Raw genomic sequence first — 21825 nt, 5'->3', positions numbered from 1 at the left:
GCGGAGGTCGTCGCCGGCAGCCTTCCGAAATTCGCCAGGATGCGTTAAGCCAGACGCGCTTAGAATTTTTCTCAGTAAAGGATTGTGATGTCGGACGTGATTGATTTTGCTGATTTCGAACGTGTCGATATCCGCGTCGGCACGATCATCGAGGCCGAGGCCTTTCCGGAAGCGCGAAAGCCCGCCTACAAGCTGCAGATCGATTTCGGCCCCGAGATCGGCGTCAAGAAATCGTCCGCGCAGCTCACGGTGCACTACAGGCCGGAGCATCTGGTCGGACGCCAGGTGCTTGGCGTCGTCAATTTCCCGCCGCGCCAGATCGGCCCGGTCCGCTCTGAAGTCCTGACACTCGGCTTCGAGGACGAGGCGGGCGCGATCGTGCTTGCCGGCACTGAAAGGCCGGTCCCGAACGGCAGGAAGCTGATGTGAGGCGCCATGATATTTAACGATGATCCCATTCCGGAACGCATCAAGGTTTCCTGCCTGTGGCGCGCGGCCGAGGCGGCGCGGGAGTGGCGTGCCAGCCATGTGCTCTCGCTGCTCGATCCGGAATTGCCGGACACGAACGTCCCGGTCATTGCGGATGCGAGCCATCGGGTCGTGCGCATGCGCGACCAGGAAAATGCCACCGCGACACTGCACTTCCCGGAGCTCGTTCTCGAGATTTTCGAGGCGATGCGGCCGGCGGCCGAAGACCGGTCCAGCCGGATCCTCGTGCATTGTCACGCCGGCGTCAGCCGCTCGACCGCCTTTGCCTACGGACTTATCGCCCACCAGTTGGGCGCGGGCAGGGAAGGGGAGGCCTTCGAAGCCCTCCTGACCATCACCCGCAAGCCTTGGCCGAACCGCCGGATCATCGAAATTCTCGATGCATCGCTTGGCCGGGAGGGCAGACTCCTTGCTCCCCTCGATGCCATGCGTGCGCGCCATCCGCGCCGGATCGACGCCTGGCATCGATTCAATGAACGTCGCGGCCTTACGTCGACCTATTCGCGGTAGTCACGTCGGCACGCGCACCGTTGCGCGCAGGCCGCCGAGCGGGCTGTCTGCGAGGGTAACATTGCCGCCGTGGCTTCGGGCGATATCGCGGGCGACGGCTAGGCCGAGGCCGGTGCCGGAACTGTCGAGATTGCGCGCCTCGTCGAGGCGGAAGAACGGTTTGAACACATCCTCGCGTGACCGTTCCGGAATGCCCGGCCCATCGTCGTCGACGTTTATGGTCAGCCATTTGGCGCTATGGCGGGCTTCGATGCGCACCGTGTTCGCGTAACGATAGGCGTTCGACGCGAGATTGGTCACCAGCCGTGTAAAGGCGTTCGGCCGCACGCGAATTTCATTCTCCCCGTCGATCGAGGTGGTCAGTGTCTTGCCATACAGTTCGGCCTCGGCCCCAAGACGAGCCATCAGATCGCTGAGTTTCAACCGGCCGACATCCTCCTCCGCCTCGCCGCGGGCAAAGGCGAGATAGCCTTCCAACATGTTCTGCATGTCCTCGACGTCCTGGCTTAGGCTTTCGAGGTCGGAGTTGTTGCCGGCGAGCGCGAGTTGCAGCTTGAAACGCGTGAGGATCGTGCGCAGATCGTGGCTGACGCCGGTCAGCATCGCCGTGCGCTGCTCGATCTGGCGTTCGATACGCTCCCGCATCAGGATGAAGGCGAGGCCGGCGCGGCGGATTTCTTCAGCACCACGCGGCGCGAAATCGTCGATCTTCTGTCCCTTGCCAAAGCTTTCGGCAGCACTCGCCAGTGCCAGAATCGGCCTGATCTGTCCGCGAAGGAAGAGGATCGCGATTGTCAGCAGAACGAGCGAGGCACCGACCATCCAGACGAGGAAGATGTGCGTGTTCGACGCATAGGCCTGATTGCGCCGGGCGTAGACCCGAAGAATGCGACCGTCTTCCAGCTTTATGCGGATTTCGACGATTTTCGAGTTGCCGACCGTGTCGATCCAGAAGGGGCGGCGGATCTGGTCCGAAATCTCTTCGCTTAAAATCTGGTCGAGAATTTCGAAGAAGGGCTTGGGGCGCGGTGGCGGCAACTCGCCGCCAGGCTCGACCGTGATGTTGAGGTCGAGCTGTTCGCGCGCGATGCGCACGACCTGATCGATATCGGCTTCGCGCGGGAAGGTGGTGATCAGGTCGACGACCGCCGCGATCTCGCTGGTCACGGCGGCGGAGAGCCGTTGCGTGACGAGTTGCCAGTGCCGCTCCATGAAGACGAAGGCGACCACCGATTGCAGCAGAACCATCGGGATGATGACGATCAGCAGCGAACGCGCATAGAGGCCCATCGGCAGGCGGCGGCGCAGCCAGCGCAAAAGGCGCCTCCAGGCGCCATCCGCAGAGCTCGATCCGTCGCGTCTGAGGCTGTCAAAGCTTGCCATGGCTCTTTGCTTCATTTGCCAGAATGTTCGGCATGTTAGCCCCTGACCCTAGATCACGATGATTTGGGTTAAAATCATAAACGTGATGGAGTCCGAAAATTTCGGCGGTGGAGCGGAAAATCGCGCAGGATTTCCTCCTCCCGCGCTAGTCCACACTCAATCGATAACCGATACCGCGAACCGTCTGCAGCCAGATCGGATTGGACGGATCGTCCTCGATCTTGCGTCTCAGCCGGTTGATCTGCACATCGATTGTCCGTTCCCCGACCTCGGCATCGTCGCCGATCAGTTCGTGACGGGGGATCGTTTCTCCGGCACGCTGCGAAAATAGGGTCATGATCTCCTGTTCGCGGTCGGTCAACCGAATATGATCGGCGCCGCGGCGGAGTTCCTTGCGGACCACGGAAAAGGTGTAGGGGCCGAAGATGACCTGGTCGACCTTCGGCGCTTGTGCCGGATGGTTGCGACGCAGGATGTTGTTGATGCGCAGCACGAGCTCGCGCGGTTCGAAGGGCTTCGGCAGGTAATCGTCCGCACCGGCCTCGAGGCCCTCGATGCGCGAATTCGACTCCGCGAGAGCCGTCAGCATGATGATCGGCACGGTCTTGATTTCTCGAAGGCTCTGCGTCAGGGCGATGCCGCTTTCGCCCGGCATCATGACGTCGACGATCAAAAGGTCGAAGTCGATGCCGATGAGCTTTCGCCGGGCCTCGTCGGCGTCCGCCGCCGTCGTTACGCGAAAGCCCTGCTCCACCAGATAGCGGTTGAGCAGGTCGCGAATCCGTCGGTCGTCGTCGACGATCAGAAGATGCGCAGCATCATCGGAGACTTTCGCTTTTGCCATCATGGCTCGATTTCCCTCGTTGCAAGGCCGGCCTACTGTCCCTCTCGGCCACCTGACCTTGGATTGACGCAATCCCGCTTGTAAACGTCATCCGTTCCAAGACGTTAGAGACCACGCATTGAAGCAGATGCGCAATGGTCGCCCAATTCCCCGATTCCAGGGATCGCGTGGCGCGAGCTGCGACCGAACGGCGGCCCATGGAATCAATCCGCGGCATTCTTCATATTCGCGAGAAAACGTTTCACGATTTCGCGAGCGCCCGGACCTGCCTTTGCCAATGCATCGGCTATGCGGCGGGACTGTGGCTCGGCGAGCGCCCGCGCCAGTGCCTGGCCCTCCTTCGTCGTATAGAGCATTCGCTGCCGCCTGTCCTCGGGGCCGGTCACCTGACGGATATAGCCGGAATCGATCAGCTGCTTCAGGACGCGGGCAAGGCTCTGCTTGGTTATTTTCAGCGTGTCGAGAAGATCGGCGACCGTCATCCCCGGTTCCCGGTTGACGAAATGCACAACGCGGTGGTGCGCACGGCCAAACCCGCTCTTTTCGAGTATGGCATCCGGATCGCCGGTGAAGTCGCGATAGGCAAAGAAAAGCAACTCGATGATTTCGAAGTCTATCGTGTCGTCGTCGGCGGCGACATCGGCCATATGTTGGCTGTTATCCTTGGATCGGCCTGCCACGCGGTCATTTCCTTTCAACCAAATTGCAGTTCGCGAAACATATCACAAAATATGTCAGGTTTGTTGACATATTTTTGCTGCATGCTAGCGTCCGCCTCGGCAAACGAGGGACTAGAGCGGCGGCATCGGACGATAAAATCATGAAATTGAATTTTCCCCCCGTCTGTTTGCCGATAAACTGAAAACGGCAAGGTAATCAACAGCAGGTATGGTGCACAACGCGCCGGAGGATAACACCATGGCAGCAATTCCCTTTGATCAGTTGGACGGCGAAATCTGGTTCAACGGCGAGTTCGTGCCGTGGAAGGAAGCGAAGATACACGTGCTGACCCATGGGCTGCACTATGCAAGTGCGGTGTTTGAAGGCGAGCGTGCCTATGGGGGGCGCATCTTCAAACTGACGGAACACAATCAGCGGCTCCACCAGTCGGCGGATATTCTGGGGTTCAAGATCCCCTACACGATCGAAGAGCTGGACGAGGCGAGCAACGAACTGCTTAAGCGCCAGGGCTTTTCCGACGCCTATGTGCGCCCGATCGCCTGGCGCGGCAGCGAGCAGATGGGCGTGTCCGCACAGAACAGCCGTATCAATGTCGCGATCGCCATCTGGCAATGGGGCAGCTATTTCGACCCGGCCGAAAAACTGAGAGGCATCCGTCTCGATATCGCTGACTACCGCCGGCCCGACCCCCGGACCGCCCCCGCCAAATCCAAGGCGGCGGGCCTCTATATGATCTGCACGATTTCCAAGCACGCGGCTGAGGCCAAGGGCTATGCGGATGCGCTGATGCTCGACTGGCGCGGCCAGGTGGCAGAGGCGACCGGCGCCAATATCTTCTTCGTCAAGGATGGCGCCCTTCATACGCCGATACCGGACTGCTTCCTGGACGGCATCACGCGCCGGACGGTCATCGAGCTCGCGAAGCGCCGCGGCTACCAGGTTGTCGAGCGTGTCATCATGCCCGATGAGCTCTCCACGTTCTCGGAATGCTTCCTCACCGGGTCGGCGGCCGAAGTAACGCCGGTGTCCGAAATCGGCCCCTATCGTTTCAAGCCTGGCACGATCTCGGAAAACTTAATGAAGGATTACGTGAAGGAAGTTCATCCGGTCGCCGCCGCCGCGGAGTGACGACTGCATGGTTGCTTAAATCGGGATCGATTAAAGGGTAAGCCTTTGTGCGACCGAAATGACGCACGGCGCTGTAGATCAAAGCAGAAAAGGCGGCCCTGAGCCGCCTTTTGTCTTGCTACGGATATCGTTCGGGAGGCATTACGCTTGCTTGCCGACGAATTGGCCGACGAGGCCACTCAGCACACCACCGCCGACAAGCCCGCCGAGCGCTTGCATGGCAAGGCCGGTCGCTGCTGCTTCGCCGCCAAGCATCTGGATCAGGAATCCGCCGCCGAGGCCGCCGATAGCACCCACGATCGTGCGCGCCACAATCCCAAATGCCTGCTGCTTCAGCATGGCGCTGGCCGCGTTGCCACCAGCCGCCCCCGCAATCAACTGGGTAATGATAGGCACTAATGCTTCCATTGGTCCCTCCGTCCTGCGACCCTCCATCCAGAGCCGCCAAATGCCGATGATCCGGCACGGAGAGGTTGAAACCGAAACGGGAAACTTGTCAAATTCGCCACTGTCGGTGTCAGGTGCAGTCTGTTTTGCGGCGCTTGGGCGGAGTGCGCAGGATTACAGCAATTTATTGATTCAGATGATAGTTTTGCCTTCGCGTTGCCCCCCGGACAGAAGGTGTTGTGCAGTGATACTATTTCTTGAAAGGTGCCGTTGACGGAACGGGCAGAATGATGTCGTCCCGAATCCGGGGTGTTCTCTGGCTTGCTTGTCGATGATTCGTTTGGACAGGTAAGGGCGGTCGCCACTAACTTTATCGCGCAGCACGTCGGCGCTGCGCGATGTGCAGGATCGAGCCCGACCGTTTCGCAGCGCTCAGCGGTAGACGTAGACGACGCGCCGTGTGGCGGGTTCCACGAGAACGGGCTGGCCGTTGATGATAACATATTGATAGTCGTAGTCGGGGATCGGCCGAAACGCGACCGTGGACGGCAATGTGGCGCCGACGACGACCTCGCCCTCAACATAGACCGGGTCGACGGGATTTTGGGTGATATAGGTGCGCACTGCCGGAGGCGGCGTTACGGGATCGATCTCCTCGACCGGCCCGACTAATTCGAGCGGTTCGGCGGTCGTAACCACAGGCTCGCCTTCATAGGTGACTGTGGGGATCGCGAGGTCCGTGCGACGCTCCTCGATTACCACGGTCGATCCACCTTGGGTGGTTGCCAGATAACGGGCATAAGCCCAGCCGCGAAGACCGTTGACATCGATGCGGCACCAGTTGCTGCCTTCGATACAGCCGTCAAGCACGGCAGCGCTGCCGCGCGTTGCAACGCCGACCGTCGGATATTGAGGTCCCGGACCGGCCCGCACGTTCAAGTCGGTCAATGTCGTCGCACTCATCGCTGCATAACCCGTCGAAACGCCGGCCAGTATCAAACCCGCTGCCGCGACCGTTCGAAACAGGTGGGGGGAGAGGGTCTTCATCGTCTTGCTCCTCTTGAATGATGCAGGCCAAACGCGCCGCACGGCGGGTATGTTCCCCGGGTGACATCACTATATGTGAGGGTGAGACATATTGGCTTCGCTTGCCGTGTGGTTGAGCCGACAGCGGGGCGGCGCGGAACGCGAAAAGCGTCTACGCATCGGCCTCGATGATCGAACAACCGCAGGAAATCTTGACCTTTTTCCGCCCCGGCAAAGAAGGCGCGAATCGACCTGGAGCGATGAAAATGAAACATGGGACCGTCGACGAGACAAAGGCCACCGTCGAGCGGCTTCGCCCTCTGGTCGTTGTCGTCGTGGCGGCTAAGCTGGCGATATCGGCCCTGCTGCTCACGACCGTGCAATATTCGCCGCCAGTGGCCGCGCCGGAAATCGCCGCACTCCGCTGATTTGCACTGTCATCCCACCCATATATCGCTATAGCTGAGACGGGGCTGTAGGACGGTTCATCCGCACGGCACACGTCACGATCCAAGAGCGAGGCACGGTCGGCATGTTACAAGCGGGTATCATCCCGGTGACGCATTTTGAACAGAACTGCACGGTCCTTTTCGACAGCGAGACCAAGGAAGGCGTGATCGTCGATCCCGGCGGCGATGTCGACATCATCCTGCAGACGGTCCGCGAAAACGGCATCACGCTGAAAGCGATCTGGCTGACGCATGGCCATATCGATCATGCGGGCGGCGCCAAGGAATTGAAGGAAGCGCTGGGGCTGAAGATCATCGGACCGCACAAGGACGACCAGCCGCTTCTTGAGCGACTGGAGAGCCAGGCAGAGCGCTTCGGCCTGACAATGAAGGTTCAAAACGTGCTGCCCGATCAGTGGCTGGAGGACGGCGATACCGTGTCCTTCGGCGATCACGTCTTCGAGGTGCTGCATTGCCCCGGTCATGCGCCGGGCCACGTCGTCTATTTCAATCGGGCGCAGAACTTCGCGCATGTCGGCGACGTCCTCTTTCACGGCTCGATCGGACGCACCGATTTACCGGGCGGCAATCATCAGCAACTCCTCGATTCTATCCGCGACAAGATCCTGCCGCTTGGTGACAATGTCGGTTTCATTTGCGGCCACGGACCGGGCGGCCAGATCGGCGAGGAACGCCGCAGCAATCCTTATCTCCGCGGTCTCTAAGCGCGATGATTTTGGCTTGAGCGTATCCGGACGCGGGAGAAAAGCCCGCAGCCCTTCGCCACATAAACGAAAAAAAGCACATGCCCCGCGCGGGGCATGTGCTTTTTTTCGTTTATGTTGTCGCGCTTCGGTCAGCCGGCGGTGCAGAAATGACTACGGCCGTCATAGCCGATGAAGGTACCGGTATCCGGGTCGAACGAGCGGTAGCGCTGCGAGCAATAGCGATACCAGGCGGGCGTCCAGGGTTCGACGTCATAATCGACCACGACGGGGCGATAGACCGGGCGGTAGACCGGACGCGGCTGGTACACCGGACGCGGCTCGTAATATTCCGGTTCGGGATCGATATAGACCCGCTCGTTATAGCGCGGCTGCGAAGCGATCGCGCCGCCGATGAGCGCGCCGGTGACCAAGCCCACTGCGCCTGCCGCCCACGCATCGCCATTGTGGTGACGATGCCGATGGCCTGCCTCGGCGATGCCGAAAGTCGGGAGAACCATGGCAGCAGCGACGACCGAGAGAACGGCTGCTTTGACGAACTTGTTCATGGGCTTTCAATCCTATGCATGGGGGCCGGAGCACTTCCGGTTTTCATGATGAATAAAGTCTATAGCGGCCAAACTGAACGGAGCCTGAACAAAAAAACCCGGCAAGGTTGCCGGGCTCCAACTTGAAATCTATCAGCAGAGAACAGCGTTAGCCGGCGATCTGCAGGTTGACGGCCTTAGGGCCCTTGCCGCGGCGATCCGGTTCCGTGTCGAAGCTTACCTTCTGGTTCTCCGTGAGACCGTTCAGGCCGGAAGCCTGCACGGCAGAAATATGTACGAAGATGTCCGCACCACCGTTGTCAGGCTTGATGAAGCCAAAGCCCTTATCGGTGTTGAAGAATTTTACAGTGCCAGTTTCGGCCATGCGTCAGGTCCTTTTCTCTCCCCCCGCTTGACTGGCGGGCGGCATTGCAGTTTTGCCCAAAATGGGCGTGGGGCAGGCAGTTGTCGATTTTTGAGGAAAGGGTCCTGTTATCGCAGCCAGCCATAGGAAGGGATGCAAAATAAGCGTCCCCCCGGTCTGGCCGCCCGGAGTGGCTTGCGTCTCCGGCCCGCTTATATTTTCAAGATCTTCCCATGCTCGCAAATTGCCCGAACACAGTAAGAGTGATGGGTTTATTTTGAATTGGCAAGCAAAACTTTTCTGACGAGGTATTGCGTCTTTTCATTGCTCAAAAACGGGTCAACTCGCGCTTTGATACGCAATATCCGAGATGGATCGCAAGCTGTTGAATTCACAGCTTTTTGAATGAGGGTGGCCGCAAATTGAACTGTTTGTGCAAAATTCCATCGCTCTCGACCGTGCCGACACTTTGAGCAGCTCACGCGCGAAAATCGCAACTGTATGATATGTCTCATCCTTCGCGGAAGTCTGTGCAAGCGAAAGATGGGATCCACTGACCTCCAGAAAAACTATAAGAAATGTTGTCGCGCGCGGGCCGGCCTGCGCGCGCCGGCCGAAAACAAAGTAGAGCGGCGTAGGATAGTAATAAGTAATACAGTAAGTGCAGCTTGCTTGGCGGCGCAGCAAATATTGTTCAGCAAGGCCTCAAGCAGCGGCTTCCACCTCTTTCCGCCGCTTTCTCGCCAACTCCGGAACGAGCTCGACCGCGAGCATCGCCGCAAAAATAAGAGTGCAGCCCAGATAGCCGACAGCGGTGATGATTTCATCGAGCAGCAGCACGCCGAAAAGGGCGGCAAAGAGAGCCTCGCTCGAGAGGAAGATCGCCGCTTGCGGTGCGGTCGTATAGCGCTGGCCGACCACTTGGCAGATGAAGGCGACGCCGCTCGAAAAGACGCCGGCATAAAGGATCTGCGGCAGCGCCTTCCTGACGAAGTCGAGACTCAACGGCTCGAGCGCGGCGGCCAATAGGCATCCCAAAATGGCACAGACCGCAAACTGCGTCATCGACAGCAGCATCGGGCGCCCGGTGCCTTGAGCGAAGATGCCGACCAGCATCATCTGAATTGCCCAGAACAGCGCGCAGACGATCGTCAGCAGATCTCCGCCGGTCAAGCCCGACAGGGCGCCGCCGCTCAAAAGGAAGATACCGAAACTCGCGAGCAGCGCGGCCGGCCAAATGATCCAGTGCGGCTTGCGGCGCAGGAAGACGACGGTCAGCGCCGGTACGAAGACGACGTAGAGCCCGGTGAGGAAACCGGAATTGGTGACGCTGGTGCTGAGCAGCCCGTATTGCTGCGTCACCGCGCCGCCGAAAAGCGCCAACCCGATGAAGACGAAGTTACGAATCGCGTTGGAAGGGAGCGGCGCCGCGGCCTGTCTCGCCTCGATAAGGGCCAGCGGCATGGCCACCACCGTCGCGATCGCAAAGCGCAGGCCGATGAACCAGAGCGGACCGATCGCCTCCATCGCCGTCGACTGGGCGACGAAACCCGCACCCCAGATCGCGCCGGAAAACAGCAGGAAGAGATTGGCCTGGATGCGAGTCACGGATGCGCTCCCGGATCGTCATGATTTTGGATAGAGCGGGGTGAGGAAAGGTGTGATCTGGAGCAATCCAAGGCCACGCCGCTCACGTTGGTTGCATCGCCGCTCTACCAGTTGCGTTTTGCCCGGGCAAGTCTCATCCTCGCCGCCGACAGCGAGCGCAAGGAACGGGATGGCATGACGGCGGGAGCGGGAACGAGCGCGGCGGGGTATTCAGGAACACCGCTTGCGAAGAAACTCGGTCTGCGCGATGGGCAGGTCGCTCTGCTTCTCGGCGTTCCCGCGGATCTTCCAGAAATCTCAGGCTTTGGCAGCTTCGCGCATGTGGCAACCTCGTTGGAAGGCGCGGCCGCGCGGCGGTATGATTATATCCATGTCTTTGAGACGGAGAGGGCGGTGCTCGAACCTTTGGCCCCCGAGCTCGCCGCCCGGCTCAAGGCCGACAGCATGCTCTGGGTTTCTTGGCCGAAGCGGGCCTCCGGTGTCGCCACCACACTGACCGAGGACATCCTGCGCGAGATATTTCTGCCGTTCGCTCTCGTCGACGTGAAAGTCTGCGCCGTGGACGCCGTCTGGTCCGGCCTGAAGTTCATGTTCCGCAAGGAGGTCAGGGCTTCGCTTTAGATCAAGCCGATTTAAGGAAACATGCAGTAGACGCGCCGAGATGCCTTTATTGCGTCGGAGCCTTGGAGACCCGGAGCACGGCGCCGTCTTCCTCGTCGGTCACCATCAACAGCGCGCCGTCGGGGGCGACGATCACGTCGCGGATGCGGCCGAACTCGCCGTCGAACAGCCGCTCTTCAGCGGTGATCGCGCCGTTCTCGTCGCGCTCCAGGCGCGCGAGCAACTGGTATTTGAGAGCGGCGATCATGAGATTGCCGTCCCACTCCGGAAACATGCTGCCGCGATAGACCGCTATCGCGCCGGGAGCGATTGAGGGATCCCAATAATAGAGCGGTTGCTCGTAGCCTTCCTTGGCCGTGCCTTCGCCGATCTCAGCGCCGGAATAATCCTTGCCATAGGTGATCACCGGCCAGCCGTAATTCCTGCCGGGCTGTGGATTGTTCACTTCATCGCCGCCCCGCGAACCATGCTCGACCGTCAACAGCTTGCCGTCCTTGGCATCGAAGGTGATGCCTTGCGGGTTACGGTGTCCCTTTGACCAGATCTCCGCCCGGCCGCCGGTGCCGCCGCGATAGGGGTTGGAGGCGGGGATGCCGCCGTCGGCATTGATGTGGAGAATGGAGCCTGCATGGTCGCGTGGGTCTTGGGCGCGGTCGCGTTCGCCGCGGTCGCCGATACCGAAGAAGAGGCTGCCATCCTTGTCGATCGCGATGCGCGAGCCGAAATGCAGGCCCTGGCGGGTGAACCGGTTCATCCGGAATATCTCACGCACGTCCGTCAGTTTCTGTTCGTCCTCGGAAAGGACAGCCCGCACTGCGACGGTGCCGTAGCCGCCCTCGCCACGAGCCGAGAGCGTCAGGTATACGGTGCGGTTCGTGCCGAACTGCGGATCGAGAGCAACGTCAAGTAAGCCGCCCTGACCACGTTCGGCTACCTTCGGCACGCCGTCGATTGCGGCGGAGAGCTTGCCGTCGCGCAGGATGCGCAGCCGCCCCGGTCGCTCCGTGACGATCAGCGCGCCATCCGGCATGACCTCGACTGCCCAGGGGTGATCGAGGCCCGTTGCAAGCGTCTCGACAAGAACCGTGCCGCTCTGTGTCGAAAACTCCCGCGTCTCTTGCGCGGCCGCGGAAGAAGCCAGGACGAGGAAAAGGGTGGTAGCAAGAGGTGCTGCTGCGGAGGGCAAATGCGCCGCCCGGACTTTGTTCAAGTCGGTTTTCCTCCAGCGCGTATACCGCATATCATCCTCCCGATTGCGCTTTTCCATTCGGGCGGGACGACGAAGTGCGAGCGGTTTCCACCCCATTCTTCCTAGAATCGATCACGAATGATCTCCAGGTCGATTTCCGCCCGTGATCCGACCAAATTGGAGCGCGGTGCGTCGACCTTCAAGTCAAATCAGATCAAAAGGGCTTTATTGCGGTATGAAGCCGGTGAGTGTCATGGACCGCTGCTCCGCAACGAGTTCCGCGGAGACGATATAACGCATTGGCCCCTGTTCGATGGCATCGAAGGGCCAGCATGTGGCGAGTGCCAGACGGTATCCGCCGGCGGAGGCGTTGATGCCGCTCTCGTCCCAGCGGGCGACACGCCCCTCTTCGGCGCGGAAGATGAAGCGCCGACCATCCTTGCGCGTCAGCACGAGGAGATCGCCCGGTTTGACGTCTTTCAGCCAGCGGAAATGCGTATCGCGATGGGCAGCGATGACGGCGGTGCCTTGGTCGCCCGGCAGCGACGTGTTGGAAAGCCAGGCGGGGCCGAAGGCGAGGGCCTCGCCGCTTGCTCCCGAAAGCACGATCGCCGAGCGGTTGATCCGCGGCGCGGAAATCTCCGCAGCCGTCTCGAAGTCCGCCCAAGGCCAGGGTTTGCCGCCGGCCGCGCCGTGCAACTGCGCCTCAAAGCTCCTCTTCAACAGGATCTGCGACACGTCGGCCTTGGCCTTCATGTAGAAGCCCTTGCCGATCAGCATCAGACCCGCAAGGGCAATGAGGGCGATGATTGCCGCGACGATCGTTTCGACCGCCGACAGCCGGGCGAGAAAACCCGGACGTTGCTCACGCGGGTCGTCATCGTCACCGGCCATGGCGCATGATCTCCGCCCTGACGACTGTGCTGATCCGGTTTCGCCAGAGGGCGAAGGTCGTGCCGGCCATCAGCGCGATCGCAAGCAGCATCAGGCCGATCAGGATCTGCTTGTCCGCCTCGGTTGCCGTCTGCGGCAGGTTCACCTGATTGTTGGCCTCGGCGATGAGGCGAGCGGCGCGTGCCGTGGGCGCCGCCGCCATGCGGTCCGCGATCAGCATTGCAAGCTTGTTTTCGCTCTCTGCGGAGGCTTCGCGCTCGTCGACCTTGCCAGGCGCTCCGGTCTCGCCGAAAACCTTGCCGAAGTCCCATCCCTCCGGAAGGTTCAAGGGAACCTTGGCAGAGGCGACCGGTTCTCCGGCGGGACGGGATGGGGTCGCATCGACTGCGACGAGACTGGTCACACGTGAGACAAGATGGTGGGCGAGAGCGATCGTTTCGATCTGCCGTTCGAGCGAGGCCGGATCGGCGATGGCGGCAGCGCGCGCTTCGAGATCATCTATCTTGCGGCGCGCCCAGAGTTTGGCGATGCCCTTGCCGGCTGAAGCCTTGGCGATGTCCATCTCTACCCGCCAGGGCTGGTCCCCTGCCTTGCCGATGATCCTGAGCTTGCCTTTCGGCATCGCACCGTCAAGCTCAGCCGTTAGCACCACCGGTTCTCCCCGGTAGAGATCGGGCATCGGATCGGGGGTGATGTTCGTGGCGGCGGCACCATCGAAAACGGCCGCAATTTCGGTCATGGCGGGGCTCTCGAGCTTGGCGAAGAGCTCGCCCATGCGCGCGGCCACCTCGCTCTCGGCGCCGATCAGCGTGAAGGTACCCCGGCCATATTCGGCGGCCTTGGCCATGAAGTGGCTGTTGGGGGCAGAGCCGATGCCGACGGTGAAGACGCGTGCATCGCCGCGGTTGTTGCGGATTTCGTCGAACAACTGCTTCTCGTTGCCGATCGCGCCGTCGGTGAGGAAAACCACCTGACGCAGCGCGCCGGGTTCTACCGGCCCTTGCGTACGAAGCGCCGCTTTGAGCGCAGGCAGCATCTCGGTGCCGCCGTCGGCCGTCAGGCCGCGCACGAAGGCCATGGCGTTTTCCCGGTTGTTGGGCGTGGCGGCGACCAATTCGGGGAAATGGACCGTCATCGTATCGTCGAAGCGGATGACGTTGAACCGGTCGTCCGACTTGAGCCTCGAAATCGCCAGCGCGAGACTGGCCTTGGCCTGCTCCATCGAGGGGCCGGCCATCGAGCCGGAATTGTCGATCACGAAGACGACTTCGCGCTTGATCGGCTTTCCGTCCGGACCGGCTGCCGTCGGCGGTGTCACGAAGGAGAGCAGGTACGTCTTGCCGTCCACCGTTTCGCGGAAGAGGCCGGCATAGGGGGTCTTGCCTTCGATCGCCTTCCAGCTCAGTTCGAAATCCCTGTCCGCCGGAACGCTTGCGTTCTTCAGTGTGATCCGGCGAGAGAGCTCGTCAGGGATGGCTGTTTCGATCTGGTGATAGGGCGAGGTCACGTCCTCGATCGGAAAGCCACCTTTGAGATTGACCGTCAGCGTCACGGGATTGATCTTGGCGTTTTCTTTCGGATCGAGCACGGGCGCCTCGATCTTTTCGCGATCCGGAACCGGCTCGCTGACGGCATAGCCGGTGCGGCTGTCGAGATCGACGGTCCGGACGATCGGCTGCGGGTTAAAGCGGGGTGCCACGACCATCGGGAAGCGGAAGGAAAAGAGGCCGTTCGATTGGCGCACGTTGCTCTGGTACTCGATCTGCACGATGACCGTCTCGCCCGGGCCGATATTGGCGACCTCGTTGGTGAAGATGTTTGGCCGCTGCTGCTCGAAGAGCGCCGCCTTCTTGCCTTCCGCCTTCGCCCGTTCATAGATTTCCTTCGCTTCCAGACGCGGCTTGATCTTGCCTTCGATGAAGCGCTCGCCGATCTGCATCTTCAGCGTGTCGACCGCCGAATCCTCGGGGAGGGGAAAGAGATAGGTCCCCTCGACCCAGCCTTCGCTCGGATTCTCGAAGCGCTGCGTCACGCGCGTGCGCATGATCGGCCCGTTGACGTCGATCTGGACGTCCGTCGCCAGCCGCGGGGCCTCGACGAAATAACCGGGCTCGCGGGAGGGGAAAAGCAGTGCGCCCGTTCCCAGGTCGTTCGGGCGAACGTAGCCCGCCAGTTGCCTTGGCTTGCTTTCGGCCGCTTCCGCCGTGGCTTGCACCATCAGGCCGAGAATCATCACGATGCAGGCTGCGAGTGCGGCGAGCGCCAGATAGAAGCCCCAGCGCGCCTCGTTGCGCCGTTTGCGCGCGGCGGCAACTTCATCGTCGAGAAACATAGCACACCCCCATGATGCCAATGCATTCGCATCATCGAGAAGAGGCCCGGAAATCGGCTCTTGCAGGACGGAATTGCGGCGCGCTGCGGCAGTTGTTGTGACGAAATTAAGGCGTTCCGAAAACGAAGGAAGAACACTGATTTTTTTGATTAAAGACGGCCGGGAAGACGCTCTTCGCCGCATCGGCGTCGCGCTGACACCGGCCGCCGATCGACGCGGACCTTACGGCTTGGCAGCGTCGCCGAGGGTTGGAGAGAACGCCATCGCCGACCGACGGTCCTGATAGCATTCATGAAACTTTGTCATGGTGACGCAATTCGCAGGATTTCGCCGCGTTTTTCCCGCTCAAGCGCTTGCCAGGCTGGCCTTCTTTCGACATAGACCTAACCGCTATGGAGCCCGACTTTTCGTTCCGTAGCGCCTCACGCCGTTCCGAAACGATCAGGACCTCACACCCATGGCCTTCCTTGCCGATGCCCTTTCCCGTGTAAAGCCTTCCGCCACCATTGCCGTTTCACAGAAAGCCCGCGAGCTGAAAGCGAAGGGCAGGGACGTTATCGGCCTCGGAGCAGGGGAGCCGGACTTCGACACGCCCGACAACATCAAGAAGGCCGCGATCGACGCGATCAATCGCGGCGAGACGAAGTACACGCCGGTCTCCGGCATTCCGGAACTGCGCGAGGCCATCGCGAAAAAGTTCAAGCGCGAAAACAATCTCGACTACACCGCCGCGCAGACGATCGTCGGTACCGGCGGAAAGCAGATTCTTTTCAACGCCTTCATGGCGACGCTGAATGCGGGCGATGAAGTCGTGATCCCCGCGCCCTACTGGGTCTCCTATCCGGAGATGGTGGCGCTTTGCGGTGGCACGCCGGTCGTCGTCTCGACCAAGCAGGAAAACAATTTCAAGCTGAAGGCCGAGGACCTCGAAAAGGCGATCACGCCGAAGACCAAGTGGTTCGTCTTCAACTCGCCGTCGAACCCCTCGGGCGCAGCCTATTCGCATGATGAGTTGAAGGCGCTCACCGACGTGCTGATGAAGCATCCGCATGTCTGGGTGCTGACCGACGACATGTACGAGCATCTGACCTATGGCGACTTCAAGTTCGCGACACCGGTCGAGGTCGAGCCCGGCCTCTACGATCGCACGCTGACGATGAACGGCGTCTCCAAGGCCTATGCCATGACCGGCTGGCGTATCGGCTATGCCGCAGGTCCGCTGCAGCTCATCAAAGCGATGGACATGATTCAGGGCCAGCAGACCTCGGGCGCGACCTCGATCGCGCAATGGGCCGCCGTCGAGGCGCTGAACGGTCCGCAGGACTTCATCCCGCAGAACAAGAAGATCTTCGAGGGCCGTCGCGATCTCGTCGTCTCGATGCTGAACCAGGCCAAGGGCATCGCCTGCCCGACACCGGAAGGGGCCTTTTACGTCTATCCGTCCTGCGCCGGCCTCATCGGCAAGACCGCGCCTTCGGGCAAGGTCATGGAAACGGACGAGGACTTCGTCTCCGAGCTTCTGGAGGCGGAAGGCGTGGCGGTTGTGCATGGCTCGGCCTTCGGCCTCGGGCCGAACTTCCGCATCTCCTACGCGACCTCCGAGGCGCTGCTTGAGGAGGCTTGCCGCCGTATTCAGCGTTTCTGCGCCGCCTGCAGGTAAGAGCTGTTTCCGATAGACGAAGGCCCGTCGTTGTCGGCGGGCCTTGTTCCGAAAATGATTCAATGATCTGCCACTCCGTTTCAAACGGCAGTCCTAACGCCTTGAAATCAGGTTCGCTTTTGCCTCTGGATCAATTCGACTACGGCGGAGATGTCGTCGGCGTTATGACCCTCGGCGACCCGCTGACCCGCAAGCCGCAGCATTGGCTCGATGAAATCGGGCGCGACGCCCTGTTCCCGGCTCGCTCTGACGATGTTCTCGAGAGCGATCTTCTGCATCTCGATGTTCGAGACGACATTCCGACTGTGCAAACCGCTGTCGATCTTGCCGGCGAGGTCGGGCAGGGTGCCGCTCATTGCTTCGATCCATGAGAGGAGCAGCGGCAGGAAGTCGACGGCCTTGCCGCCGCCGCTCGTCACCAAGGCGCTCGCATGCAGGAAGCCTGAGAAGAGGCCGTACATTCCGGAAAGCAGGGCCAGATCGTGAAGCGCTGCGAGGCCCGGATCGTCTCCAAGGTGGCGGCTTACGGCGAGCGCGTCGAGCACTGCGCGGTGCCGCTCGAAAAGGTTGGTTGAGCCGCTGTAGAGAATCAAAGCGCCGGTGTCCCCGATCATCGGCGGGATCGCCATGATGCCGCCGTCGAGATAGGTCGCGCCCTTCGCGTCCAGCCAGGTCCCCAGGTCTCTCGCGTCGCCCGGCGTGCCGTTGGTCAGATTGACGAGATAACGCCCGACGAGCACGTCCTCTGCCTGCGTCAGCACCGAGCGCGCGGCGTCGTAATCAACGACACAGAGGATCGTCAGCTCCGCTGCTGCAATTGCCTCGGCTGGGCTCGCGGCGATTTTTGCACCGGCGGCAGCAAGCGGTTCAGCGCGGGAGCGCGTTCGGTTCCAGACGATTACCGAGTGGCCCTTGCGGATGAGAGTCGCGGCAAGCGCGCTGCCCATGGCGCCGAGGCCGAGAATGGAAATCCTGCTCATGGTTCTTCTTTCCTTTGTCATATCAGGCCGGGATGGAGAGCTTCTGGCCGAGGCCGCCATCGACCGCGAGTTTTGCTCCCGTCGTGAAAGTTGCCTCGAAGGCGAGAAACAGCACCGCGCGCGCCACCTCGTCGGCCGTGCCGTTGCGCTTCATCGGCGTGATGGTGTCGCCCAGCGCCTTGAACTCGGCGCGTTCGGTTTCGGTCAGGCCGGCAACGCCTTTCGTCGGCGTGTCGATGAAGCCGGGGCTGACCGTGTTGACGCGGATGCCACGCGGCAGCAGTTCGGCCGCGAGCACGGAGGCGAAGGAGACGAGTGCCGCCTTGGTGGCGCTGTAGACGCTCATGCCCGGATGCCCGCCCTCGTCGGCGACGGAGGAGGTGAAGACGATCGAGCCGCCTTCGCGGATGAGCGGCGCCAACCGCTGGACGGTGAAGAATGCGCCCTTGGTGTTGACCGCGAACTGGCGATCGTATGAGGCCTCGCTCACCTGATCAAAGGGCTCCAGTTCGGAGATGCCGGCATTGATGTGCAGAAGATCGATCGCGCCGAGCTTCTGCCCGGCGGCCGCGCCGAGAATAGCGATGTCGTTGATATCGGCGATATTCGAGCGCAGGGCGTGAACGCGTGCACCGAACTCCCGCCGAATCTTGGCGAGATTGTCCTCGTTGCGCCCGGTCAGCAGCACCTCCGCGCCGCCGTGTACGAGACGCTTGACCGTCGCCAGTCCCATTCCATGGGTGCCGCCGATCACGACGGCTTTTTTGTCCTGATAGTTCGTCATGATGTTCCTCTTCGGTTTGGATGAACGAAGAGATGCATTCGTGGACGAAGTTGTGCTAGTGGGGCTGATGTGGACGTATCGTCCACATTTGCAGACGATTGGGATGTTATGGCAAACCTCAATGATTTCACCTTCTTCGTCCACGTCGTGGATCACAAAGGCTTTGCACCGGCGGCGCGGGCGCTCAACGTGCCGAAATCGACGCTCAGCAAGCGCGTGGCGGAGCTCGAACGGGACCTCGGCGTCCGCCTCATCAATCGCACATCGCGCCGCTTTGCCGTTACCGAGACGGGCGAGGACTTCTATCGCCACGCCGCAGCCATGCTGATCGAGGCGGAGGCGGCGGAGAACGTTGTCAAGGGCAGGCTTGCCGAGCCGAGCGGCACAGTCAGGATCACGGCTTCCGTTCCGACCGCGCAGCTTTCGCTGGCGCCGCTTCTGCCGCAACTCGCGCTCGCCTATCCGAAGGTGCGTGTCGTGCTGCATGCGACGGACCGCTTCGTCGACATCATCCAGGAAAGCTTCGACCTCGCGGTGCGCGATCATTTCGCGCCGCTACCGGATTCCGATCTCGTGCAACGGCGGGTCGGTTCGGAGGCCAAGCTGCTCGTCGCTTCGCCTCTCTATTTGGACCGATGCGGGCTGCCTCAGAAGCCAGAAGATATCGAGCAGCATGACGGTCTGCTTACATCGCTAACGGCCGAAGGCTGGACGATGCAGCACGCGGATGGTTCGGTGGTCGCGGTTTCGCCAAGACCGCGCTTCGTTGCCGACGAATCCCGCGTTTTACGCGAGGCTGCCATGGCCGGCCTCGGCATCACCACCTTGCCCGGCAAGCTTTGTCATGAGGAGATCGCAAGCGGTGCCCTTGTCCGCATTCTTCCGGAATGGACGGCCGGCAAGGTGACGACGACGATTTTGATGCCGCACAGGCGCGGACAACTGCCCTCGGTGCGCGCGGCGGTCGATTTCATCGCCGCCCGGCTTGGCGACGCCTGATCGCAAAAAGGCCCGCACGTGGCGGGCCTCTTCTCTTGCCTTGCGGCTCTTCTCAGCGTTCGGCGAGCGCCGGCTCGCCCTTCTTCTGCCGCACCAGATTGAGGAAGCGGCGGAAGAGGTAGTGGCTGTCCTGCGGGCCGGGGGAAGCCTCCGGATGGTGCTGGACGGAGAAGACCGGCTTGCCGGCGACACGCAGGCCGCAATTGGTGCCGTCGAAGAGCGAAATGTGAGTCTCCTCAACGCCTTGCGGCAGCGATTTCGAATCAACCGCGAAGCCATGGTTCATGGAGACGATCTCGACCTTGCCTGTGGTGTGGTCCTTGACCGGGTGGTTGGCGCCGTGATGGCCCTGGTGCATTTTCTCGGTCTTGGCGCCGAGCGCCAGCGCCAGCATCTGATGGCCGAGGCAGATGCCGAAGACAGGAATCTCGGTCTTCAACAGATCCTGGATCACAGGCACCGCATAGGTGCCGGTGGCCGCCGGGTCTCCAGGCCCGTTCGAAAGGAAGATGCCGTCCGGCTTCAACGCCAGAACCTCTTCCGCGCTCGTCTGGGCGGGAACGACGGTCACCCGGCAGTTGAGGCCGGCGAAAAGACGGAGAATGTTGCGCTTGACCCCATAGTCGAGCGCGACGACGTGATAGGCGGCTTCCGTTTCCCCGAGCGTCGAATGACCTTCGTTCCATACCCACGGCTTCTCGTTCCACCGGTAGGACTGGCCGGATGTCGCGACCTTGGCGAGATCGAGGCCTTCGAGGCCGCTCCAGGCCTTTGCCTCGGCCTTCAGAAGCTCGATGTCGAAGACGCCGGACGAATCGTGAGCGATAACGGCGTTCGGCATGCCGTTCTCGCGGATCCAGGCGGTCAGCGCCCGCGTATCGATGCCGCAGAGGCCGACGATGCCGCGCGCCTTCAGCCAGGCGTCGAGATGCTTGGCGGCGCGATAGTTGGACGGTTCGGTGATGTCGGCCTTGAAGATCACGCCGACGGCGCCGTGGCGAGCGGCGGGCGTCAGGTCCTCGATGTCCTCGTCATTGGTGCCGATATTGCCGATATGCGGGAAGGTGAAGGTGACGATCTGACCGAGATAGGACGGATCGGTCAGTATCTCCTGATAGCCGGTCAGCGCCGTGTTGAAGCAGACCTCGGCCTGAACCTTACCGGTCGCGCCGATGCCCTTGCCTTCGATCACCGTGCCGTCGGCCAGAACGAGCAGGGCGGTGGGTTGCTGGGTTGTCCATGCGGGTGTCGCGGTCATCGTTCCTATCCCGTTGCGGCGGAAAGCGAGGCTTGAAAGCCGGTCGGTTCGTCGCCATTTCAAATGCATGCGGCATGGCGCGCGGAAGCCCCGCGAAAAATGGATTCATGCCGATGTCGTGCAGGTGCCGGAAAATAGCCAAAGGCGTTCACCGGGTCAACCAGCCGCTGTGAATTGCCGGGAAATAAAGTTCCTTAGAATTCAAGCGGTTGCGTAATCCGTTTGATTGCGCCCGCCGCACTGGTTTAAGACGACGACAACAACGATGTATTCGAACCGGTTCCGGGCACAGGTAGCGCGGGCCGGTTTTGACATGGAGTAAGACATGCGCGACCAACTCGCCAACGCACTGAAAGAGGCACTCAAAGCCAAGGATACGCGACGCACATCGACCGTTCGGCTGATCCAGGCTGCGATCAAGGATCGCGACATTGCCAATCGCGGTCAGGGCAAGGACCCGGTCGGTGACGACGAGATCTTGCAGATCCTTGCCAAGATGATCAAACAGCGTGAGGAATCGGCTCGCATCTACGACGAGGGTGGCCGTCCCGAACTCGCGGAGCAGGAGCGGCAGGAAATCGCGATCATCAACCAATTCCTGCCCGCGCAGCTCTCCGAAGAGAAGGTGAAGCAGGCCTGTGCCGCAATCGTCGCCGAGACGGGAGCCCATGGCCTTCGCGACATGGGCAAGTGCATGAACGCGCTGAAGGAGCGCTATCCCGGCCAGATGGATTTCGCCAAGGCCTCCGGCGTCGTCAAGGAGCTGCTGAAGTAAGCTGGCGCGCCCGCCGCGGTTTGGCGGGCGCCCTTCGCTCCGACTTATCCTCACCAGACGCGACGCTTGGTCGCGCGACATGCTTGCTTGGACAGCCCGACTGCGCCCCACCGCGCATGCCGGCCGCCTGTGAATAGCGGGTACCCGCGGATCACGGCGGTGGCTTCCGTCAGCCATGCCGCTTATATGAAGATCGGCTAGAGGTATCCGTT

General features: G+C 61.3%; 23 protein-coding genes. 9 read left to right on the top strand and 14 right to left on the bottom strand.

Going from position 1 to position 21825, the window contains the following annotated elements:
- The first annotated feature begins 87 nt into the window (after positions 1 to 87).
- Together PYH37_RS24060 and PYH37_RS24055 are read left to right on the top strand one after the other, a co-directional pair.
- Complete coding sequence (locus PYH37_RS24060; protein WP_280733967.1) at positions 88 to 429, top strand: tRNA-binding protein; 342 nt, start codon at positions 88 to 90, stop codon at positions 427 to 429.
- A 6-nt stretch (positions 430 to 435) separates the two neighbouring features.
- Positions 436 to 999, top strand: a complete 564-nt coding sequence (locus PYH37_RS24055) for a protein tyrosine phosphatase (RefSeq protein ID WP_280733966.1) — start codon at positions 436 to 438, stop codon at positions 997 to 999.
- Here the strand turns inward: PYH37_RS24055 and PYH37_RS24050 are convergent, their stop codons facing one another.
- The 3 genes from PYH37_RS24050 to PYH37_RS24040 form a co-directional block, all read right to left on the bottom strand.
- On the bottom strand, positions 1000 to 2382 hold the full coding sequence (locus tag PYH37_RS24050; RefSeq protein ID WP_280733965.1) for an ATP-binding protein: 1383 nt from the start codon (positions 2380 to 2382) through the stop codon (positions 1000 to 1002).
- A 145-nt stretch (positions 2383 to 2527) separates the two neighbouring features.
- Positions 2528 to 3229, bottom strand: a complete 702-nt coding sequence (locus PYH37_RS24045) for a response regulator (RefSeq protein WP_280733964.1) — start codon at positions 3227 to 3229, stop codon at positions 2528 to 2530.
- A gap of 200 nt (positions 3230 to 3429) precedes the next feature.
- On the bottom strand, positions 3430 to 3873 hold the full coding sequence (locus PYH37_RS24040; protein ID WP_425336166.1) for a MarR family winged helix-turn-helix transcriptional regulator: 444 nt from the start codon (positions 3871 to 3873) through the stop codon (positions 3430 to 3432).
- Between the two features lie 271 nt (positions 3874 to 4144).
- Between PYH37_RS24040 and PYH37_RS24035 the strand changes: the two genes are divergently transcribed.
- A complete protein-coding gene (locus PYH37_RS24035) occupies positions 4145 to 5035 on the top strand; it encodes a branched-chain amino acid aminotransferase (protein ID WP_280733962.1) in 891 nt (296 codons plus the stop codon).
- A gap of 141 nt (positions 5036 to 5176) precedes the next feature.
- Here PYH37_RS24035 and PYH37_RS24030 read toward each other — a convergent pair whose 3' ends face one another.
- Together PYH37_RS24030 and PYH37_RS24025 are read right to left on the bottom strand one after the other, a co-directional pair.
- On the bottom strand, positions 5177 to 5443 hold the full coding sequence (locus PYH37_RS24030; RefSeq protein WP_280733961.1) for a hypothetical protein: 267 nt from the start codon (positions 5441 to 5443) through the stop codon (positions 5177 to 5179).
- A gap of 411 nt (positions 5444 to 5854) precedes the next feature.
- Entirely contained in the window at positions 5855 to 6469 is a 615-nt protein-coding gene (locus tag PYH37_RS24025; RefSeq protein ID WP_280733960.1) for a DUF1236 domain-containing protein, read from the bottom strand.
- A 245-nt stretch (positions 6470 to 6714) separates the two neighbouring features.
- On the opposite strand from PYH37_RS24025, the gene PYH37_RS24020 reads away from it, so the two are divergent.
- Both PYH37_RS24020 and PYH37_RS24015 read left to right on the top strand, forming a co-directional pair.
- Positions 6715 to 6876 (top strand): hypothetical protein, encoded by a 162-nt coding sequence (locus tag PYH37_RS24020; RefSeq protein ID WP_280733959.1) that lies wholly within the window; start codon positions 6715 to 6717, stop codon positions 6874 to 6876.
- Between the two features lie 104 nt (positions 6877 to 6980).
- Entirely contained in the window at positions 6981 to 7622 is a 642-nt protein-coding gene (locus PYH37_RS24015; RefSeq protein WP_280733957.1) for an MBL fold metallo-hydrolase, read from the top strand.
- A 131-nt stretch (positions 7623 to 7753) separates the two neighbouring features.
- Here PYH37_RS24015 and PYH37_RS24010 read toward each other — a convergent pair whose 3' ends face one another.
- The 3 genes from PYH37_RS24010 to PYH37_RS24000 form a co-directional block, all read right to left on the bottom strand.
- On the bottom strand, positions 7754 to 8170 hold the full coding sequence (locus PYH37_RS24010; RefSeq protein WP_280733955.1) for a BA14K family protein: 417 nt from the start codon (positions 8168 to 8170) through the stop codon (positions 7754 to 7756).
- Between the two features lie 148 nt (positions 8171 to 8318).
- A complete protein-coding gene (locus PYH37_RS24005) occupies positions 8319 to 8534 on the bottom strand; it encodes a cold-shock protein (protein WP_057253168.1) in 216 nt (71 codons plus the stop codon).
- A 684-nt stretch (positions 8535 to 9218) separates the two neighbouring features.
- Complete coding sequence (locus tag PYH37_RS24000) at positions 9219 to 10121, bottom strand: DMT family transporter (protein WP_280733950.1); 903 nt, start codon at positions 10119 to 10121, stop codon at positions 9219 to 9221.
- 174 nt (positions 10122 to 10295) lie between these two features.
- Between PYH37_RS24000 and PYH37_RS23995 the strand changes: the two genes are divergently transcribed.
- Entirely contained in the window at positions 10296 to 10742 is a 447-nt protein-coding gene (locus PYH37_RS23995) for a hypothetical protein (protein WP_280736150.1), read from the top strand.
- A gap of 46 nt (positions 10743 to 10788) precedes the next feature.
- Here the strand turns inward: PYH37_RS23995 and PYH37_RS23990 are convergent, their stop codons facing one another.
- From PYH37_RS23990 to PYH37_RS23980, 3 genes are all read right to left on the bottom strand, one after another.
- Positions 10789 to 11982 (bottom strand): PQQ-dependent sugar dehydrogenase, encoded by a 1194-nt coding sequence (locus PYH37_RS23990; RefSeq protein WP_280733949.1) that lies wholly within the window; start codon positions 11980 to 11982, stop codon positions 10789 to 10791.
- Positions 11983 to 12156: 174 nt separating this feature from the next.
- A complete protein-coding gene (locus PYH37_RS23985) occupies positions 12157 to 12825 on the bottom strand; it encodes a class GN sortase (RefSeq protein ID WP_280733948.1) in 669 nt (222 codons plus the stop codon).
- On the bottom strand, positions 12815 to 15157 hold the full coding sequence (locus tag PYH37_RS23980; RefSeq protein ID WP_280733947.1) for a marine proteobacterial sortase target protein: 2343 nt from the start codon (positions 15155 to 15157) through the stop codon (positions 12815 to 12817). The genes PYH37_RS23985 and PYH37_RS23980 overlap by 11 nt, the downstream gene beginning before the upstream one ends.
- 457 nt (positions 15158 to 15614) lie before the next feature.
- Here PYH37_RS23980 and PYH37_RS23975 point away from each other — a divergent pair, with 457 nt between their 5' ends.
- Complete coding sequence (locus PYH37_RS23975) at positions 15615 to 16817, top strand: pyridoxal phosphate-dependent aminotransferase (protein ID WP_280733946.1); 1203 nt, start codon at positions 15615 to 15617, stop codon at positions 16815 to 16817.
- A gap of 107 nt (positions 16818 to 16924) precedes the next feature.
- Here PYH37_RS23975 and PYH37_RS23970 read toward each other — a convergent pair whose 3' ends face one another.
- On the bottom strand, positions 16925 to 17857 hold the full coding sequence (locus tag PYH37_RS23970) for an NAD(P)-dependent oxidoreductase (RefSeq protein WP_280733945.1): 933 nt from the start codon (positions 17855 to 17857) through the stop codon (positions 16925 to 16927).
- Entirely contained in the window at positions 17820 to 18581 is a 762-nt protein-coding gene (locus tag PYH37_RS23965; protein WP_280733944.1) for an SDR family oxidoreductase, read from the bottom strand. The genes PYH37_RS23970 and PYH37_RS23965 overlap by 38 nt, the downstream gene beginning before the upstream one ends.
- 108 nt (positions 18582 to 18689) lie before the next feature.
- Here PYH37_RS23965 and PYH37_RS23960 point away from each other — a divergent pair, with 108 nt between their 5' ends.
- Positions 18690 to 19580: a LysR substrate-binding domain-containing protein gene (locus PYH37_RS23960; protein ID WP_280733943.1), complete on the top strand. Its 891-nt coding sequence runs from the start codon at positions 18690 to 18692 to the stop codon at positions 19578 to 19580.
- Between the two features lie 52 nt (positions 19581 to 19632).
- Here PYH37_RS23960 and carA read toward each other — a convergent pair whose 3' ends face one another.
- Positions 19633 to 20838: a glutamine-hydrolyzing carbamoyl-phosphate synthase small subunit gene (gene carA / locus PYH37_RS23955; protein WP_280733942.1), complete on the bottom strand. Its 1206-nt coding sequence runs from the start codon at positions 20836 to 20838 to the stop codon at positions 19633 to 19635.
- 325 nt (positions 20839 to 21163) lie between these two features.
- Between carA and PYH37_RS23950 the strand changes: the two genes are divergently transcribed.
- On the top strand, positions 21164 to 21613 hold the full coding sequence (locus PYH37_RS23950; protein WP_280733941.1) for a GatB/YqeY domain-containing protein: 450 nt from the start codon (positions 21164 to 21166) through the stop codon (positions 21611 to 21613).
- Positions 21614 to 21825: the final 212 nt, after the last annotated feature.

This window comes from Sinorhizobium numidicum (genome assembly GCF_029892045.1).
Lineage (GTDB): Bacteria > Pseudomonadota > Alphaproteobacteria > Rhizobiales > Rhizobiaceae > Sinorhizobium > Sinorhizobium numidicum.
The sequence above is the reverse complement of the archived record's forward strand: the minus strand, read 5'-3'. Positions and strand labels throughout refer to the sequence as shown.

Bases quoted from the DNA above. Each gene is read 5' to 3' on its own strand.
- PYH37_RS24060 (WP_280733967.1), top strand. From the start codon at position 88: ATGTCGGACGTGATTGATTTTGCTGATTTCGAACGTGTCGATATCCGC.
- PYH37_RS24055 (WP_280733966.1), top strand. From the start codon at position 436: ATGATATTTAACGATGATCCCATTCCGGAACGCATCAAGGTTTCCTGC.
- PYH37_RS24050 (WP_280733965.1), bottom strand. From the start codon at position 2,382: ATGGCAAGCTTTGACAGCCTCAGACGCGACGGATCGAGCTCTGCGGAT.
- PYH37_RS24045 (WP_280733964.1), bottom strand. From the start codon at position 3,229: ATGATGGCAAAAGCGAAAGTCTCCGATGATGCTGCGCATCTTCTGATC.
- PYH37_RS24040 (WP_425336166.1), bottom strand. From the start codon at position 3,873: ATGGCCGATGTCGCCGCCGACGACGACACGATAGACTTCGAAATCATC.
- PYH37_RS24035 (WP_280733962.1), top strand. From the start codon at position 4,145: ATGGCAGCAATTCCCTTTGATCAGTTGGACGGCGAAATCTGGTTCAAC.
- PYH37_RS24030 (WP_280733961.1), bottom strand. From the start codon at position 5,443: ATGGAAGCATTAGTGCCTATCATTACCCAGTTGATTGCGGGGGCGGCT.
- PYH37_RS24025 (WP_280733960.1), bottom strand. From the start codon at position 6,469: ATGAAGACCCTCTCCCCCCACCTGTTTCGAACGGTCGCGGCAGCGGGT.
- PYH37_RS24020 (WP_280733959.1), top strand. From the start codon at position 6,715: ATGAAACATGGGACCGTCGACGAGACAAAGGCCACCGTCGAGCGGCTT.
- PYH37_RS24015 (WP_280733957.1), top strand. From the start codon at position 6,981: ATGTTACAAGCGGGTATCATCCCGGTGACGCATTTTGAACAGAACTGC.
- PYH37_RS24010 (WP_280733955.1), bottom strand. From the start codon at position 8,170: ATGAACAAGTTCGTCAAAGCAGCCGTTCTCTCGGTCGTCGCTGCTGCC.
- PYH37_RS24005 (WP_057253168.1), bottom strand. From the start codon at position 8,534: ATGGCCGAAACTGGCACTGTAAAATTCTTCAACACCGATAAGGGCTTT.
- PYH37_RS23995 (WP_280736150.1), top strand. From the start codon at position 10,296: ATGACGGCGGGAGCGGGAACGAGCGCGGCGGGGTATTCAGGAACACCG.
- PYH37_RS23990 (WP_280733949.1), bottom strand. From the start codon at position 11,982: ATGCGGTATACGCGCTGGAGGAAAACCGACTTGAACAAAGTCCGGGCG.
- PYH37_RS23985 (WP_280733948.1), bottom strand. From the start codon at position 12,825: ATGGCCGGTGACGATGACGACCCGCGTGAGCAACGTCCGGGTTTTCTC.
- PYH37_RS23980 (WP_280733947.1), bottom strand. From the start codon at position 15,157: ATGTTTCTCGACGATGAAGTTGCCGCCGCGCGCAAACGGCGCAACGAG.
- PYH37_RS23975 (WP_280733946.1), top strand. From the start codon at position 15,615: ATGGCCTTCCTTGCCGATGCCCTTTCCCGTGTAAAGCCTTCCGCCACC.
- PYH37_RS23970 (WP_280733945.1), bottom strand. From the start codon at position 17,857: ATGGCGGCCTCGGCCAGAAGCTCTCCATCCCGGCCTGATATGACAAAG.
- PYH37_RS23965 (WP_280733944.1), bottom strand. From the start codon at position 18,581: ATGACGAACTATCAGGACAAAAAAGCCGTCGTGATCGGCGGCACCCAT.
- PYH37_RS23960 (WP_280733943.1), top strand. From the start codon at position 18,690: ATGGCAAACCTCAATGATTTCACCTTCTTCGTCCACGTCGTGGATCAC.
- carA (WP_280733942.1), bottom strand. From the start codon at position 20,838: ATGACCGCGACACCCGCATGGACAACCCAGCAACCCACCGCCCTGCTC.
- PYH37_RS23950 (WP_280733941.1), top strand. From the start codon at position 21,164: ATGCGCGACCAACTCGCCAACGCACTGAAAGAGGCACTCAAAGCCAAG.